The sequence below is a fragment of the Peribacillus sp. NPDC101480 genome (genome assembly GCF_050277335.1).
Classification (GTDB): Bacteria; Bacillota; Bacilli; order Bacillales; family DSM-1321; genus Peribacillus.
Genome location: NZ_JBNNSB010000005.1, coordinates 220,444 through 238,439, shown reverse-complemented (window position 1 = coordinate 238,439; position 17,996 = coordinate 220,444). Strand labels below are relative to the sequence as shown.

The window sequence follows — 17,996 nt, the reverse complement described above, 5'->3', positions numbered from 1 at the left end:
AAGCTTTACTTATTATAATAGAATATTCCTTATATATAAGCCATTTTGGTATTAGGCAGAAAAAATTGAAATCACACGACAGGAATGAATGAAATGAAAACCATTACAATTACTGATGTCGCCAATCACGCGAAAGTATCAAAAAGCACAGTTTCCCAATACCTGAACAAACGCTATGAATATATGAGTGAAAAAACAAGGAAAAAGATTGAAGAAACAATAGAAGAGTTAAACTATCAGCCTAATATAATAGCGCGCAGTTTAAAACAAAAATCCACTTTTACCGTTGGGGTAGTGGTTGCCAATATCCTTCACACGTTTTCAACGCAAGTTATTAGAGCTATAGAAAACTACTTTTATGAACAAGGGTTCCACATTATCGTTTGCAATGCAGATGACAATCCTGAAAAGGAAAAGAATTATATTGAAATGCTAAGGGCTAAACAAGTGGATGGGATCATCATTTTCCCCACAGGGGACAATCTTGATTTATATCAACGTATGAAGAGTGATCAATTCCCGATTGTTTTCATGGATAGGACGATCGAAGAATTGAATATTGCTACAGTCATGCTCGATAATCACCTTGCTTCCAAGTTAGCGGTCGATCGGTTTATTGAAAAGGGTTTTGAAAACATTGCAATCATAACCACTTCAATAATACGCGATATCAGTCCTCGAATCGAACGGATCAAAGGGTACAAGGATTCACTCGCGTCACATGGGGTACCATTCAATTCAGAATATATTAAAACTGTGAATGCAGATGAAATTCCGGTTGCGCTTTTAGAATTTTTCGAATTGGAAAAGCCGCCTCAAGCCATTTTGGCAGGAAATGATATCGTACTTAATGAAGTATTGCGTTATATGAAACAGCACGAAATCAATATACCTGATGACATAGCGGTCATAGGTATCGATGATGTTCCTTATGCCAGTTTCTATACACCGACCATCACAACGGTTAATCAGCCGGCCATTGAAATGGCAAACTTGGCAGCAGAGTTACTGCTTAGTCAAATCAATAAATCAGGAAAAGAGGATACAAGCGTCCATCGCTTGAAACCGACTTTGCTTTCAAGGAATTCTTGCTAGATTCGGATGTAAGAATTCCTGTGAAAAAGAAAGCGCTTTTTTTACGGGGATTCTAAACCGATTTAGTTTTTGGGTCATATAGGTTTTACTCTTGGTTATTAAATGGAAACGTTTCCAAAAATGCTGCTGCATTTATAGAAACGTATAGGGGGGTTCTTTATGTTTTCAAATGGTAGAGGAATGGTTATCGTTTTCTTGTTCTTGGCAGGGGTAATAAATTATCTGGACCGATCTGCACTATCCATTGCAGCTCCGTTCATCCAAGATGATTTATCCCTAACAGCAACACAGATGGGAATTATCTTTAGTAGCTTTTCAGTTGGTTATGCCGTATTTAACTTCCTTGGAGGCATGGCGTCCGATAAATGGGGAGCAAAGCTTACGCTTTTCGTGGCAATGATCGTTTGGTCATTATTCAGTGGTGCACTTGTGCTTGCTGTCGGTTTTGCCAGTATGATAGTCATCCGCATCTTGTTTGGGATGGGCGAAGGCCCTCTTTCAGCAACCATCAATAAAATGGTGAATAACTGGTTCCCGTCAAATCAACGGGCATCTGTCGTTGGTCTGACGAATAGCGGGACTCCGCTTGGTGGCGCAATCGCAGGTCCAATAGTTGGATTCATTGCCATCTCATATGGATGGAGAGTTTCTTTCATTGCCATAATGATAATTGGTCTTATTTGGGCGATTTGCTGGTGGAAGTTCGTTAAAGAAAAACCACAAGAGTCCAAAGAACAGAAACATACAGGAAAATCTTATGTAGCGGCAACATCGGAAGGAAAGGTGAAATTCACCTTTTATTTAAAACAAAAAACTGTTTTATTTACAGCTCTAGCCTTTTTCTCCTACAACTATATTCTCTTCTTTTTCTTAACTTGGTTCCCAAGCTATTTGGTGGATGCACGCGGCCTAAGTGTGGAAAATATGAGTATCATTACAGTGATTCCTTGGATCTTTGGATTCATCGGACTTGCTTTGGGTGGATTCGTGTCGGATTTCTTCTTTAAAAAATTCGCTCAAAAAGGTGTTTTATTCTCACGTAAACTCGTGCTTGTAACATGCTTGTTCTTATCGGCAGTATGTATCGGTTTTGCCGGACTTGTATCCACGACGGTCAGTGCGGTAACGCTTGTAGCACTTTCCGTCTTCTTCCTATATTTGACTGGTGCCATTTACTGGGCAATCGTCAACGATGTCGTAGACCCTGGTAATGTTGGATCTGTTGGAGGTTTTATGCATTTCTTGGCAAATACAGCAGGAATCATCGGACCGACGTTAACAGGATACATTGTCGATACCTCAGGCACATACACAGTTGCATTCTTGCTTGCTGGTGGATTGGCCATCGTTGCATCGCTTGCAGTCATCCGTTTTGTACGACCGATAGTAAAGCCTGCGTAATAGATTGTTAGAATGGAAGTGTCTCCCAAAGGGAAGACACTTCCATTTTTCATTTGTATTAGGCACGCCTAGCGAATACGATTTTCTTTTCGAAATGTAGCTGGTGTCTTTTCATTGTATTTCTTAAAGGTACGATAAAATTGGGGCATGCTTTCAAAACCACACATTTCAGCAATATGTGCAATGGTGTGATTCGTTTCCAGCAAAAGTTCCTTTGCCTTGATGATACTTTTCGTGTTTAGATATACGATTAAGCCAATTCCAGTCGTTTCCTTAAAAACTCTGCTGAAGTGAGCGGGACTGACCAAAGCTTTTTGTGCAAGTGCCGTCAGTGTTAATGGTTCATCAATATGTTCATTAATATAGATTAAAATATCTTTGATCCATTCTGAGCTATAGCTGCCCTCGGATAAATCCTCTTTGCCATTTATCCGGGTACGGTATAAATCAAGTATGATCTGATGAACGATCAGCAAACAAGCATGCCTCGAGCCTATTAGTTGGCTAGTTGTTTCTTGCAGGATGAGCTGTAGCTGTTCCTCCAACTTTACTTGTTCCTTCTGCGGCAATGATATTTTGTAATTCTTACTCTTTTTTGTCAGATCAAACAAGTGTAAATATGAAAAAGAATCATCAACCACATCTTTATATATTAATGTGGGACTGAAAAAGATAATGGTGGAGGTGACAGGGTCGTCCTTATTCGGTAATGCCCTATGAATGGTATTATTCGGGATCAGGAATACATCCCCTTGCTGCATATCATAAAACACATCACCGATAAAAAAGGTCCCTTTACCGTTATAAACATAAACAATTTCATAATAGTCATGCATATGATCGGACAATTCATTCTGGGGACTTTTCGTATCTTGATAGACAAATGAGAATGGGAAGAGTAAATCATGGTTTAATGCATTATGAATTTTTTTCATTTGTTCATCTCCTGAAAGTATAATACAACAAGAATGAGTATATTTATAGCAAAAAACGCAATTTATATCTCATAAATTGATGTTAAAATTAAAATAGATTTAAAAATTAAAAAATTCAAGGGAAAAATGAAAGGGCTTTCGGAATGAATTGACGTTTGGTTCTGAACGTCTTACTCATGATAAGGAGGGACAAAATGAATAAATATGTTCAATTGCATTCAAATGATGATGTTGTTATTTCCTTGGAGGGAATTCATAAAGGACAGAGCTTCCAGATTCAAACAGAAGACAGTGGAATGATCCATATCAAGGCAAATGACGACATTCCTAAAGGGCATAAAATGTTAGTGAAACCGGTTAAACGAGGGGAGGACGTAATCAAATTTGGCTACTCGATCGGAAAAGCTAAAGAAGATATCTCCATTGGCGATTGGGTTCACACCCATAATCTAGCATCCGGTTTGCATGGTATATTGGATTATTCCTATCAACCTAGCATTCAAGATACAAATAAGCCAAGTCAAAATCATACCTTCCAAGGATATATCCGTGAAAATGGGGAAGTGGGTATCCGGAATGAAATCTGGATCATCAATACGGTAGGCTGCATCAATAAAACATGTGAACTTCTCGCTAAAATGGGCAATGAGCAGTTTAAAGATCGTCAAATCGATGGGATTCATCACTTTTCCCACCCCTACGGTTGTTCTCAATTGGGAGATGATTTGACCCATACGCAGAAACTATTGGCAGCCTTGGCTCAACATCCAAATGCAGCAGGGGTTTTAGTTGTAGGATTAGGGTGTGAGAACAATCAAATCGAAGCATTTAAAGAAGCCATAGGCGAATTTCCTCCTCATCGGATTAAATTTTTAAAAGCCCAGGAGGTTCAAGATGAATTGGAGAGCGGCTTACGTTTAATGGGGGAATTAGTGGAATATGCGGAAAGGTTCGTACGCCAGACCGTACCAGTTTCAAAGTTGAAAATAGGCTTGAAGTGCGGTGGTTCCGATGGTTTTTCAGGCATTACCGCTAATCCATTGGTTGGTGCTGTTTCCGATCTTATTGTGGAAAATGGCGGGACCACGATATTGACAGAGGTTCCTGAGATGTTTGGAGCGGAAACGATATTGATGAACAGGGCAAGGGATGAAGAAACCTTTAAGAAAATCGTTGGCCTTATTAATGATTTCAAACAGTATTTCATTCGCCATGATCAGGAAATTTATGAAAACCCTTCACCTGGAAACAAGGAAGGCGGCATAAGTACACTGGAGGAAAAATCACTTGGATGTACACAAAAAGGGGGCCATGCCACTGTAGTGGATGTAAGCCCATATGGACAACGAGTAGAGAAGCATGGTTTGAATTTAATCAATTCTCCTGGCAATGACCTGATTTCGGTGACGGCTTTGGCAGCAGCCGGCGCACATATCGTTCTATTCACTACGGGAAGGGGAACGCCGTTTGGGGGACCCGTGCCTACTGTAAAAATAGCTACGAATTCGGATTTAGCCGATCGTAAAAAGCACTGGATTGATTATAATGCCGGGCGGTTGATAGAAGGTCAAAAGATCGATGAATTAAAGGACGATTTATTCCATTACATTCTTGAGCTTTCAACAGGTAAAAAGAAAACGAATAATGAAAAATTCGGATATAGGGAGATAAGCATCTTTAAAGAAGGAGTCATTCTCTAATACATACACAATTTCTATCAAGCTATTAAAAAGGAGTGTTATTCAGTGAAAAGTATCGTTTGTGAACAACCTTTTGAATTTAAGATGATACAGTCGGAAAAACCAGTTCCAAACTCAGGGGAAGCTTTGATTCGTGTGCGGCGCATAGGTATATGCGGAACGGATATTCATGCCTATGGAGGCAATCAACCCTTTTTTAGCTATCCTCGAATACTTGGCCATGAATTATCCGGTTTTATTGAGTCGATACCGGAAAATGAATCTGGGCTTAATGTCGGGGATCAAGTATCGATCATCCCCTATATGGAATGTGGAGAATGCCTGGCTTGCAGAAGTGGAAAAACGAATTGCTGTACGGATATGAAAGTGTTGGGTGTACATGCTGAAGGCGGCATGAGTGAGTGGATTACGGTTCCTTATAATCATTTGGTGAGAACCGAGGGTCTCACACTTGACCAATCCGCAATGATAGAGCCTTTAAGTATAGGGGCTCACGCAGTTAGGCGCGCTGCTATTCATAAAGGGGAATTTGCACTTGTAATTGGTGCTGGGCCAATTGGCTTGGGAGTCATGGCATTCGCTAAAGAACAGGGTGCTAAGGTGATCGCAATGGATGTAAATGATGAACGCCTTGCGTTTGCCGGCAAGTGGGCAAATGCCGATTATACTTTGAATGTTTTGGAGAATCCAATGGAGAAATTAGCCCAATTGACGAATGGAGATATGCCAAGCGTGGTATTTGATGCGACAGGTAATGCTAAGTCAATGATGGATTCATTTAAATACCCTGCTCACGGCGGAAGATTGATTTATGTAGGTTTAGTTAAAGCGGATATTTCCTTTAATGACCCTGAGTTCCACAGTAAAGAGCTTACATTAATGGGAAGCCGCAATGCAACAAGGGATGACTTTGATTATGTCGTGAATACGCTGAAAAATGATTTGTTGGATATGAGCCAGTATATTACCCACCGCACACATTTGGATGAAATGATCAATCAGTTTGAAGGTTGGTTAACTCCTGAAGCTAAAGTGATCAAGGCCATTGTCGAAATATGAACATTAGTACGCTGTCATAAGGAAACCACATAAAACGCAATCCGAATTGGATATTTCTATTAGAAAGGAGTTCCTTGATCATGAACCTAAATAAAAGTCAACTGAAGCATCTGAGTAAAGATACAAACGCTGCCCAATATTCACATATGATGGAACTTCCCATGAAAGTATTGCAAATAGGGGAGGGGAATTTTCTTCGAGGCTTCTTTGATTGGATGATTCATGAATGTAATAAACAAGGACATTTCATGGGAAGTATTGCAGTTACCCAGCCCCGCCTCGCCGGAAAAGGGAAAATAGAGGAAGTAAAGCGGCAAGATGGAATGTATACATTAATGTTACGTGGTTTTCACCAAGGCGGGAAAGTGGAACATACAGAGATCATTTCCGTTTTTTCAAAGGTAATTGATCCATATGAAGAATGGATGGAATTTTTAGCACTATCAGAAAATCCTGAATTGGAATTTGTAGTTTCCAACACGACTGAAGCAGGACTCAAATACCAGCCGATTCCTTTGGAAGAAGGAAAGCCGATTGAATCTTTTCCAGGAAAGCTGACTTCTTTTTTGTATCATCGTTATCTGCATTTCAACGGGGATGCGAAAAAGGGACTGATCATGCTTCCATGTGAGCTTTTAGAGAGAAATGGTGATTCATTGAAGCAATATGTTCTTAAGCATAGCAGGGATTGGGATTTACCAAAGCCATTCATGGAGTGGGTGGACCGGGACAACCTATTCCTAAACTCGCTTGTAGACCGTATCGTTACAGGATTTCCAGCCAATGAGTCGGACAACCTATTTGCTGAATGGGGATACAAGGATACTCTGCTAAATACGGCAGAACCCTACCATTTATGGGCGATTGAAGGTGACCCTTGTATTGATCAACGTCTTCCTTTACAACAATCCGGCTTAAATGTGCATTGGGTAAAAGATTTGACACCTTATCAAATGAGGAAGGTAAGGATACTTAATGGTTCACATACCTTGTTGGCTCCTTTAGGCATTTTATCTGGATTGGAAGAAGTAAAACAGGCAATCGATCATCCGGAATTCAGCCAATTTCTGAGCAATGCCATCGAAAAGGAAATAATTCCTTCATTACCTTTTGATCAAAATGAGATGATGCAATATGGGGAAAGTGTTCTAGAGCGATTTAAGAATCCTTTTGTACATCACCTCCTGGCCGATATCTCGCTGAACAGTATTTCGAAGTTCAAGGCTCGTCTCCTGCCTACCTTGGAGGAATATCATAAGGCGAAAGGCAGGCTGCCCGACTGTATCGTAAAAGGCTTTTCGGGCCTGATCCGATTTTATAGGGTTAACGAAACCAAGGGGAGTTATATTGGTAAAAGCTTTGCGGGTAAAGTCTATGTCGTTAGAGATGATATAAAGGTAATTGAATTTTTCAGGGAACAATGGCTTCGTTATGAGAGGGAAGAAATCCCGCTTAGACAATTGGTAGAGGCAACGTTGAGTAATCAATATCTATGGGGGAAGGATTTGAGCGGTATCCCTAACCTTGGAAACGAATTATGCCAATATCTAGAAGGGATGATTGACTGAAATTATCCGTTGAAAGGAATTCCACAAGGTTAAGTTCATGAATAACATTACTATCTATTATTTTTTTCTTTATTTTATTTGTATTTTTGGTATACTGAATTAGTGATATTTTTTCTTGGTAGTTTCCTAATGGAAAGATATTAAAAGAATTACATATTCTTTATTCCCGTGAAGGGGAGTAGCGTCAGGGATAACCTGAAATAAAGTCGTCATTACGTGGGAATCCCACCGGCTTTATTGGCCTAATTCATTTAGTGCTTAGCGAGACCTTTGCCATTTATGGCAGAGGTCTCTTTATTTTTGTAAAAAGGAGGAATTTGTGTTGGATTTTTTAACAGGTGAATTCATTTCAGGACTTTTAGCGATCATTATGATAGATTTGGTTCTAGCCGGTGATAATGCGATCCTTATTGGATTGGCTGCAAGAAAGCTTCCAAAAGAACAGCAAAAAAAGGTGATAATATGGGGAGCGGTCGGCGCAATTGTGATAAGGATCATTGCAACGCTGCTTGTTGTTTGGCTATTAGAGGTGCCGGGACTGCATTTAATAGGGGGATTACTTCTTGTATGGATTGCTTATAAGCTCCTTATCGATGAAGAAGAACATGATGTGAAGCCTGCAGACTCTATGTGGGCTGCTATAAAAACCATCATTATCGCAGATGCATTGATGGGATTGGACAATGTCCTAGCGGTTGCAGGTGCTTCTCATGGTAACTTCACTTTAGTGGTGATCGGTTTACTTGTATCAATTCCAGTAGTGATGTATGGAAGCACTTTGATCCTGAAACTGATCGAACGCTTCCCATTCATCATAATAATTGGTGCGGGAATACTAGGCTGGACAGCTTCTAAAATGATCGTAGCTGAACCTTTCATGCACGACTACTTTGCAAATCCCTTCATTAAATATGGATTTGAAGCAATAGTGGTAATTGGAATCCTGGTAGCCGGGATTTCAAGACAGAAAAATATCGAAAAAGAAAAAGCAAACAGAGAAAAAATGCAAATCGAACGTAATGGATAATTGATACAAAGAGACCTTTCGAAATGAAAGGTCTCTTCTTTTTGTCTATGCCATATAAGTACAAAACAAGAAAAAGGATGTACCAAAGTCCGCACTTTGGTACATCCTTTTGCGAATTAGCAAACGATAACATGCACTTCAATCATGATATCTTAGCCAAATGAGCATATGGAGCATTCACCCTATTTATTAGTTTAAGTTAATCCATACACTTTTGACTTCCGTATAATTATCCAAAGCATAACTGCCCATTTCCCGACCGATTCCACTTTGTTTATAACCGCCAAATGGGGAAGCTGCATCAAATGCGTTATAGCAGTTTACCCAAACTGTACCTGCTTTTAATTCATTAGCCACATAATGGGCTTTTTTTACATCCTGTGTCCATAAACCTGCAGCCAATCCATATTCTGAGTTATTTGCACGGTTTATCACATCATCCAAATCGTCAAAAGGCATCGCAGCTACAACAGGACCGAAGATTTCCTCTTTAGCGATTGTCATTTCGTCTTCAACGCCTGCAAATATTGTAGGAGTTACAAAATAACCCTCTCCTTGTCCGTAATTACCCCCGGTAACCACTTCAGCTCCTTCAGACTTTCCTTTTTCAATATAACCGCCGACTCTTTCCATTTGTTCACTGGATACCAAAGGACCTATCTGGGTAGATGGATCAAGACCGGCCCCTTGTTTAATGTTTTTTGCATGGGACACTAAGTCAGCTACCACGTTATCATAGGATTTCTTTTGAATGTACAGGCGGGAACCGGCACAGCAAACTTGTCCTTGATTAAACATGATGCCCATTAAAGCTCCAGGAATGGCTTTACTCATATCTGCATCCGGTAAAATGATATTAGGTGATTTCCCGCCTAATTCCAACGAGATTTTTTTCACGGTTCCCGAAGCTTGGCGCATGATCATTTTCCCTACTGAGGTTGAACCAGTAAAGGCAATTTTATCGACATCAGGATGATCTACAAGCGGTGACCCTGCTGTTTCACCAAATCCAGGTATAACATTGAGAACGCCAGGAGGAAAACCAGCTTCAAGCGCCAATTGACCTAAATATAATGCTGAAAGCGGCGTTTGCTCCGCTGGTTTTAAAACGATCGTACATCCGGTTGCAAGGGCTGCGCCTAATTTCCATGCGGCCATAAGTAAAGGGAAATTCCAAGGGATGATCTGCCCTACCACCCCGACTGCTTCATGACGGGTATAATTGAAGTAATTCCCAGCAACAGGTATTGTTTGTCCCACTATCTTAGTGGTCCATCCAGCATAATAACGGAAGTGATCAATTGCAAGGGGGACATCGGCATTGGTGGTTTCGCCAATCGGCTTGCCATTATCCAGGGTATCCAATTGTGCTAACGCTTCTTTATGTTCCTCCATGAGGTCCGCTAATTTATAAATGAGGCGACTGCGTTCCGATGCACTCATTTTTTTCCATGGACCGTTGTCGAAAGCCTTACGGGCTGCTTTGACTGCTTTATCTACATCTTCCGGACCTGCTTCACTCACAACCGCTAAAACCTTGCCGTTTGAAGGATCGAGGGTCTCAAAGGTTTTTCCTGAAGCAGCTTCCACCAATTCCCCATTAATCAAAAGCTTTTTAGTGCCCTTCAAGAATTCCTGCACTCTCGGATTAAGTTTAATAGTTTGTTCCATGTATAATACCCCTTTTCATTTGGATTTTAAGTTCGATATTTGTTTTGTTCGGACAATTGCGTTCCTCTAAGTAAAAGGATCAGGCATAATCTTATGTTTTTGATACTATTCTCATTGACTGACTTGCAGCAAGTCTGAATATCTTTAAAACTGGATTACTTGAATTCTTTCCCCCCTTATCATAAGGAATCAATTTCTCGACATGTAATTATGCAAGACTTATGCCATAACAAAAAACCAATGAAACCAGCTAAAGAAGATGCTGGAGGGACATGGGAAGGTGGTAAACTGTTCCATATTGGAACAGGAAGTTGTACCAATATGGAACAAAAAAGATTAGAAGTTGGCATAATGCGTTTTCATTTTGGTGGGTATCTGAATTTTCTGTTATAATTAAATTGAATGAACGAACCCTAAATGCTCTGAAACTTTGGATTACATAGAGTTTCATTAATGAAATTGAATAAAAAACAGTGGCCGATTTACTGGATTATACATACGGGAGGATTATTCAATGTCTGTTAATATAAGCTCGGATAAAGGAACCGTACCGGCATTTATTCAAGAATCATGGCAGCGGTGCATTTCGAAGGGACTTCAGCCAAGCATGATGGATAGGGAAGATATGCTTGGTGCATTCGAGTTGGCCGAATACCACGATCGATATGCGGAACTCCTGTACCATTCTTCTCCCATTTTAGAAGAAGTTTATCGCTCGATTAATGGTTTGGAGTCCATTTTATTACTTGCTGCTCCTGAAGGATATATCATTGAAACAGTTGGGGATCCAGCTTTCATTCGGCATGCAGATAATGTTTCCCTAAGAAAAGGGGCTAATTGGCTAGAGGAATCAAAAGGAACAAATGCGATAGGAACAGCCATAGTAGAGAAAAACCCTGTACTAATTCATGGCAGTCAACACTTTCATCAGGATAACCATTTCCTTACTTGTGCCGCATCGCCCATTTATCACCCTGAGGGGCATCTGCTTGGTGTTCTGAATTTAAGCAGTCATCAACAGAATTATCATCCTTTTTCCATTAGTTTAGTTCAGAGGGTGGCTGATAGCATCAAACAAGCACTCTTATTGTCACATACACAAAAAAGGGAGAAAAACCTTTATTTTATATATGATTCATACCCTGATCCGTTAATTACCCTTGATAAAGAGGGAAAAGTTACAGATCTCAATATAGCGGCGTCACATGTAATCGGCACAATGGAAAAACCAGTATCGAATATAATATCAGGTACAGACCCACTTGTTTTAGAACAGAAGGTTTCAATTAAGGACCAGGAATTCCTGGTTCAAACCCTTGGTAAAAATATAGAACATCAATCCTCCGTGATCGTAAGGTTAAAAAAACAAAAATTGATTGATGGTTTAAAAACTAATCGTTATCAATTTACCGATATAATAAGTAATGATCCGCAAATGAATCAAACCATATCCATTGCTAAAAGAGCTGCAGCGCTTGATATCAGCCTGCTAATCACTGGGGAGAGCGGAACGGGAAAAGAACTGTTCGCTCAATCCATTCATGGGGTTAGCTTAAGAAGTGATGAACCATTCATCGCCATCAATTGCAGCGCAATTCCCGAAAACTTATTGGAAAGTGAGTTATTTGGATATGAAAAGGGTGCCTTTACTGGCGCAAAAAGCGGGGGGCATAAGGGGAAATTCGAAGCTGCAGATGGCGGTACCCTGTTTTTGGATGAAATCGGGGACATGCCGCTTAAAGCTCAAGCGACTCTGCTCCGTGTGCTTCAGGAACGATGTGTGACGCGCGTCGGAGGACATGCTTCCATTCCAATCGATGTAAGGGTCATTGCCGCCACCAACAAAGACTTACAAAAAGGAATTGAAGCTGGGGAATTCCGTGCAGATCTATTTTTCCGTCTTTGTGGATTGTCTTTAAAACTTCCAAATCTAAGGAGTCGTAAAGATTTATTGCTGTTAGCAGAATATATTTTAATGGATTTACCTTATAAGAGCGAACATACCGAACTAACTGACGAAGCTAAAACATTCATTTTGGAATATTCGTGGCCAGGTAATTTCCGTGAATTGAAAAATGTGCTGGGACAGGCTGCATTCCTAGCTGATAATGGCCCGATTACAAGGGAATTGGTTGCGGCACTTTGTCCTGTTTCTTCCATGACGCATGAGGAAGGGGCAAATGCCGATCGAGAACCAAGAAACTTTCAAGAACAAGAAACCCTACTTATCAGGAATGCATTGGAACGAACAAATGGGAATATCAGTAACGCGGCGAAACAACTCGACATCGGCCGTAATACGCTATATAGAAAAATGAAAAAGTATGGAATCAACTTTCAAAAGTAAGAGACTCACAGTATATAAAAAAATATGAAGGATCTTTTTATGACAATTTCAGATTCCCGACCTGATTTGGTCGGTTCTTTGTTATCGCAAGTAACTATATGCGGACTAGCATACCTGTCTCCTTATAAGCTACATTTCACCTAAAAAACAATAAATAATGAAGTGCAGGATATCAAAATCTCATATAGAATGATGTTATTGATGTAGTAACTAAATTCCGCAAGGGGATGTGTGGTCAATAGTATGGAGTTGTCATCTGAACATAAGAAGTATAAACATATATTGATTCAATATTTGGAAGAAAATGAATCTGTGTTTTTAAATGAATGGAACGAGACTATTAAGATCAATGAAATAGACCCTTACAAAGATAGAATTAAGGAAAATGGTTATGGGATGTACTCACTGGTCATCCAAACGTTCAAGGAGGTATTGTCTGATGATGTGCTGATAAAATTGGCTTACCAAGTTGCAAAAGAACGTCTTGAAGCAAATATCAACATTGGGGATTTTCTATATAATATCAATTTGGGAAGAAATATCATAATCAGAAATGTTTTTGGCGCCAATATCCCAATTAAATATATGCAGAGATTCATTAATGACATTAACCTGCACTTTGATACGTTCAGCTACCATGCAGTAACTAGATATACGAATCTTACAAATGAAGTGATTGAGGAAAAAAAGTCTTATATTAGTGAAAACCACAAAGATAAATTAGCGGTACTGGGTCAAATATCATCAAGCTTTGTACATGAGTTCCGTAACCCTCTTACAGCTATAATGGGGTTCAATAAATTATTGAAGCGGGAGAATCCTGACTTGAAATATTTGGATATCATAGATTATGAGTTAAACCAGTTGAATTTCAGGATAACCCAATTCCTCCATACCTCTAAATCTGATTTTAATGAGGAACAAAGAGAGGAAATTGCCGTATTAAAGTTAATTGAAGAAATACAAGAATTGACATATGCAAATATTGTGGATGCCAGCGTTAATGTGGAAATAGATATTTATCCAAACTTCGTCATGACAGCGAGCAAGGATGGGTTAAAACAAGTGTTCTTGAATCTTTTTATTAATTCCATTGATGCCTTAAAGGATAAGGAACATCCTAGAATTTTGAGGATAAACTCTTTAATTGAGGCGAATGAAAGAATAATTCGAATTTCAAATAATGGACCGGCCATTGCCAGTGAATTGATCGAATCTATTTTTGAGCCCTTTGTCACAACGAAAGAATTAGGAACGGGAATTGGATTATACGTATGTAAAAAGATCATTGAAAGTAATGATGGATATATGAATTGTGTCTCCAATGAAAATTTAACCACATTCAGCATCCATTTCCCCGAAGTTCAGTACTGAATCATAAGGGTTTCATACATATCAGTAGGGTAATTTACATACAGCATTATATACATATCGAATTTTTTCGAAGCTTGTAAACATAGAGTTTTAATTATTATAAGGAGGGGCATACCGGTTCTGCCGGTGTTTTACATATAATCATTCTCAGTGAAAATAAATTTATTTGGAAGATGCCAAGAAATCATAATTAGGATTTTAGCATCTTCTTTTTTATCCCTGTATTTTTCAGTATATATGTGTCGAAATAATAAAAGAAAACAAATAAATTGTCATTTTTTGATTCGTTTATGAATCGAAAAGGGTCGATAATTAATGTATGAATCGAAAATTGAAAAAATAATTCAATATTGAATCGTTTTAAATACATAAAAGCGTTAAACCCTAATAAAATAACTATCCTTTTTTTGGCATGGATATTGCTTTTATTATATATGTATAAAATTTTAGTGAGAGAGGGTGCTTTTATTAAAAAGGAAGTGTAAGGAAAGAAAGGGTAGAGCGGGATATCTATATTTTTACATAAAAGGACTTCACTCAACAAAAAGTGCAAAAACAGCAAGGTTCTTTGTACTTTCAGTTGAGGTGCTGATGTTAGTAAAGAGGGAATATAAATCGAAAAGCGGTTACGGTTAATAGAGTATATGCTGTGCAATATACATATAACGATCGTGAATTTGGCCTCATTAAAACTAATGATGAAACGGGAATAGGACTGCACTGTAAACATCGTTTTGAATGAAAGATTTCTACTAAGGTACCCATGAGCAATGGTTTACTGTACAAAACGGAAATTAGACAGTTTTAAAGGATGGTGACAATAGTGGCACTTCAAACAAATGAATTGAAACATGGTCTTAAGACCAGGCATGTCACAATGATTTCTATTGGCGGGGTAATTGGGGCAGGACTATTTATCGGAAGCGGAACAATAATAGATTCAGCTGGGCCTGGTGCTATTTTATCCTATATAATCGCTGGATTGATGATCGTGCTTATAATGCGTATGCTGGGTGAAATGGCTGTGGTAAATCCTGATAGCGGATCCTTTTCAACATATGCGCATCAAGCATTTGGTCCCTGGGCCGGATACACGATCGGCTGGTTATACTGGTTCAACTGGGTTATCATCATTGCTATAGAAACTACGTTATTGGGTACTATGATTCATGATTGGTTTCCTGGTATACCCATGTGGGCTGCTAGTCTATCCTTCCCTATATTAATGACGATTACGAATATCTATTCAGTCAAAGCTTATGGGGAATTTGAATACTGGTTAGCTTTCATGAAAGTGGCTGCCATTGTAATATTCCTCTTCCTGGGTGCCGCCATGATTTTCGGATTTGTTCCGGGATTTGATTCTCCAGGCCTTTCAAACATTACTGGAGATGGAGGATTTTTACCAAAAGGGTTTCTGCCTGTCCTTCTTAGTGTAATTTTCATTACTTTCTCTTTATCGGGAAGTGAGGTAGCTGCCATTGCTGCAGGAGAGTCTGAAAACCCTGAAAAAAATATTATTAGAGCCATAAACAGTGTTGTATGGCGTCTCCTTCTTTTCTTTGTTGGTTCAGTGACCGTGTTGGTTCTCGTAATCCCCCAAGGGGCTGAAGATTTACTGAAAACCCCCTATGCCAGCGTATTTGACATGGCAGGCCTGCCGGCAGCGGGTCAAATCATGAATATCGTAATCTTCACTTCATTGCTTTCTGTATTGAATTCAGGCCTTTATACAAGCTCTCGTATGTTATATTCTTTATCAAAAAAAGGTGATGCACCGAAAATACTTTCCCGAGTGAATAAGCGGGGAATCCCGATTTGGGCGTTAATGGCAAGTGTTTTCTTTTCTTACGTGTTCACGACATTTAAATTTGTTTCTCCTGATAAATTGTTTGCTTTCCTCGCAAACAGCTCTGGAGGAGTCACTATGATCATGTATATCTTTATCGCCTTTTCTCATCTATATTTACGGAAAAAGACGGAAAAAGAAAATCCCGGGACACTCAAAGTGAAAATGTGGCTATTCCCTTATTTAACCTACGTGACCATTGCCGTATTATTTATTATATTCGTTGCTCAGGCGTTCATTGATTCCATGAGATTGCAATTCTTTCTTACAACCCTTCTCACTATTCTAGTAATTGGGTCATACTTTCTGTTTTATCATAAGAAAAAGGTAATTACTCCTGAACAAGATGCAATACTAAAAAACATTCACGTTAAGGAAGGGTAATGGATACAGTAGTTTTTTCAATTAAAGAAAGAAAACTTGATTATCCTTCATGGTTTTTACTTTTTTGGGGGTACACTTTGAACGTTGATTTTCACTCCAGGCACTCGCTTTCCGCGGGCAGTCCGGGAGCCTCCTCGGCGCTCTTTGCGCCTGTGGGGGTCTCCCTTGGACGTGCTTTTCTATGCGGGAGTCTCGAACACCCGCTCCAATCAACTGAATTGTATTTTAAGAAAAAAAACTGTAGGCTGGTCTCATCCCGAACCATATTAAAGACTAGTTTTTCTTTATGGTTTTTACGGTTTGATGTGACATGGCAGACAGTCGGCGGAAAATGGAGCGGATTTCTGAGATGCTGGAACGTTTTTCAAATAAAAAACTGCAGGCAAAGGCTCTTTTGAATTTGTCACAGTCTGGGCTGCTCTTAGTGGGCAGCTTTTTTTCTGGTTACAAAAATGATCGCATTCATTTCATGGTAAAGATTTAAGCGAGTTCGGGATTCTGACTGCAATCAACCCATTACGATACTCATTCATTTGCAACTTTGAAATCCTTTGCTAGAATATAATCTATAGAAAAGATTAGGAGTGGTTACTGTGGCTGAAACTCCAGCTGAAGATTTGATTCATTATATCGCACCAAAAGGAGAATTTATCCCTTTTTTAGATGATACGGACTATATCGCTAAAGGATTGGAATGGAAATTATTCACTGCCCGTTCGGTAAAAAGAGAACTAGTATATAAAAGCGGAAGTTTTCAAGCAAAGGTCAAATTAGCAGGTTATGAACAATACGGCAACGGACTTGACACTGTAGTCGTTCAATTTGAAAATGGTAAGCTTAGTTGCATTAACCCTTCCTATTTAAAGGAAATGCAAAGCTCCAGTTTCGGAAAAGAATTGTTGAGTGGCCCGGTTTCCGAAACAGCCGCAGTTCCAAGTGAAACTGAGCAGGTGATGGAAGCGCCAATTACGGAAAACTCCGATCAGCTAAGTGAAGAACCAAAACAAGCAAAAACCAAAACTAAAAAAACGACAGCAAAACCTAAGTTGGACTTACCTGGGGAAAAAGTGCATTTCACCGCGACCGTCAAGGAGTTCACGGCGAAAATGAACCATTTTACTGGTGAAGAAGATGAAGTCATACTCTTGGAGAATGTCAAAGTGACAACGGAACCTGAATTGACCATCGGCGATGCTTGGTGTGGATATAGCAAGACATTGAAAAAAGCTGAATTCGAAGAAGGTGACGAAATCGAATTTGATGGAAAAGTGGTCGACAAAAAATATAATAAAGAAATACGCTATAAAGTAAATAATCCATCTAAGTTAGTGAAAAAGGAAGGATAAACGCTTGAAGTTCTTGATATGGAGTAAGCCGCCGCTTACTCCTTTTTTTGATGCATTAATCATCCTTCAAAAGAAGTGGATGCGTTCATTGTGAACTTATTAGAATAGATGAGTCCGATTCTGGAATATATTCGTTTGTGGGAGATACAACTTAAAAACCAAAGTGATGCAAATTATTCGCAAATCGTATAGTTAAGGGTTTCGCTTTTGTGGTTTCATATATTCCAGTGTTGGGGATAA

Annotated in this window: 12 protein-coding genes; 10 read left to right on the top strand and 2 right to left on the bottom strand. The window is 39.3% G+C overall.

From position 1 onward, the window contains the following. Positions 1-93 precede the first annotated feature (93 nt). Together ACQKMF_RS18230 and ACQKMF_RS18225 are read left to right on the top strand one after the other, a co-directional pair. Complete coding sequence (locus ACQKMF_RS18230; protein WP_427574359.1) at positions 94-1,095, top strand: LacI family DNA-binding transcriptional regulator; 1,002 nt, start codon at positions 94-96, stop codon at positions 1,093-1,095. A 159-nt stretch (positions 1,096-1,254) separates the two neighbouring features. After that, on the top strand, positions 1,255-2,496 hold the full coding sequence (locus ACQKMF_RS18225; RefSeq protein ID WP_101225447.1) for an MFS transporter: 1,242 nt from the start codon (positions 1,255-1,257) through the stop codon (positions 2,494-2,496). A 68-nt stretch (positions 2,497-2,564) separates the two neighbouring features. On the opposite strand, the gene ACQKMF_RS18220 is transcribed toward ACQKMF_RS18225, so the two are convergent. After that, a complete protein-coding gene (locus tag ACQKMF_RS18220; RefSeq protein ID WP_427574356.1) occupies positions 2,565-3,431 on the bottom strand; it encodes an AraC family transcriptional regulator in 867 nt (288 codons plus the stop codon). Positions 3,432-3,625: 194 nt separating this feature from the next. Between ACQKMF_RS18220 and ACQKMF_RS18215 the strand changes: the two genes are divergently transcribed. The 4 genes from ACQKMF_RS18215 (at position 3,626) to ACQKMF_RS18200 (ending at position 8,785) form a co-directional block, all read left to right on the top strand. After that, complete coding sequence (locus ACQKMF_RS18215; RefSeq protein ID WP_427574354.1) at positions 3,626-5,131, top strand: UxaA family hydrolase; 1,506 nt, start codon at positions 3,626-3,628, stop codon at positions 5,129-5,131. 45 nt (positions 5,132-5,176) lie between these two features. Next, the gene (locus tag ACQKMF_RS18210) at positions 5,177-6,190 is read left to right on the top strand and encodes a zinc-binding alcohol dehydrogenase family protein (RefSeq protein WP_101225444.1); all 1,014 of its coding nucleotides are present in this window, start codon (positions 5,177-5,179) and stop codon (positions 6,188-6,190) included. Positions 6,191-6,270: 80 nt separating this feature from the next. Further along, positions 6,271-7,758 (top strand): tagaturonate reductase, encoded by a 1,488-nt coding sequence (locus ACQKMF_RS18205; protein WP_402937224.1) that lies wholly within the window; start codon positions 6,271-6,273, stop codon positions 7,756-7,758. A 322-nt stretch (positions 7,759-8,080) separates the two neighbouring features. Continuing rightward, positions 8,081-8,785: a TerC family protein gene (locus tag ACQKMF_RS18200; RefSeq protein ID WP_101225442.1), complete on the top strand. Its 705-nt coding sequence runs from the start codon at positions 8,081-8,083 to the stop codon at positions 8,783-8,785. A 189-nt stretch (positions 8,786-8,974) separates the two neighbouring features. On the opposite strand, the gene ACQKMF_RS18195 is transcribed toward ACQKMF_RS18200, so the two are convergent. After that, positions 8,975-10,456, bottom strand: a complete 1,482-nt coding sequence (locus tag ACQKMF_RS18195; RefSeq protein ID WP_241590872.1) for an aldehyde dehydrogenase family protein — start codon at positions 10,454-10,456, stop codon at positions 8,975-8,977. A gap of 514 nt (positions 10,457-10,970) precedes the next feature. Here ACQKMF_RS18195 and ACQKMF_RS18190 point away from each other — a divergent pair. From ACQKMF_RS18190 to ACQKMF_RS18175, 4 genes are all read left to right on the top strand, one after another. Beyond that, positions 10,971-12,803, top strand: coding sequence for a sigma-54-dependent Fis family transcriptional regulator (locus ACQKMF_RS18190; RefSeq protein ID WP_427574351.1), 1,833 nt, complete (start codon positions 10,971-10,973; stop codon positions 12,801-12,803). A 243-nt stretch (positions 12,804-13,046) separates the two neighbouring features. Continuing rightward, a complete protein-coding gene (locus ACQKMF_RS18185; RefSeq protein WP_101225438.1) occupies positions 13,047-14,177 on the top strand; it encodes a histidine kinase N-terminal domain-containing protein in 1,131 nt (376 codons plus the stop codon). Between the two features lie 814 nt (positions 14,178-14,991). Next, positions 14,992-16,410, top strand: coding sequence for an amino acid permease (locus ACQKMF_RS18180; RefSeq protein ID WP_427574490.1), 1,419 nt, complete (start codon positions 14,992-14,994; stop codon positions 16,408-16,410). Between the two features lie 593 nt (positions 16,411-17,003). Next, the gene (locus ACQKMF_RS18175; RefSeq protein ID WP_427574349.1) at positions 17,004-17,756 is read left to right on the top strand and encodes a hypothetical protein; all 753 of its coding nucleotides are present in this window, start codon (positions 17,004-17,006) and stop codon (positions 17,754-17,756) included. Positions 17,757-17,996: the final 240 nt, after the last annotated feature.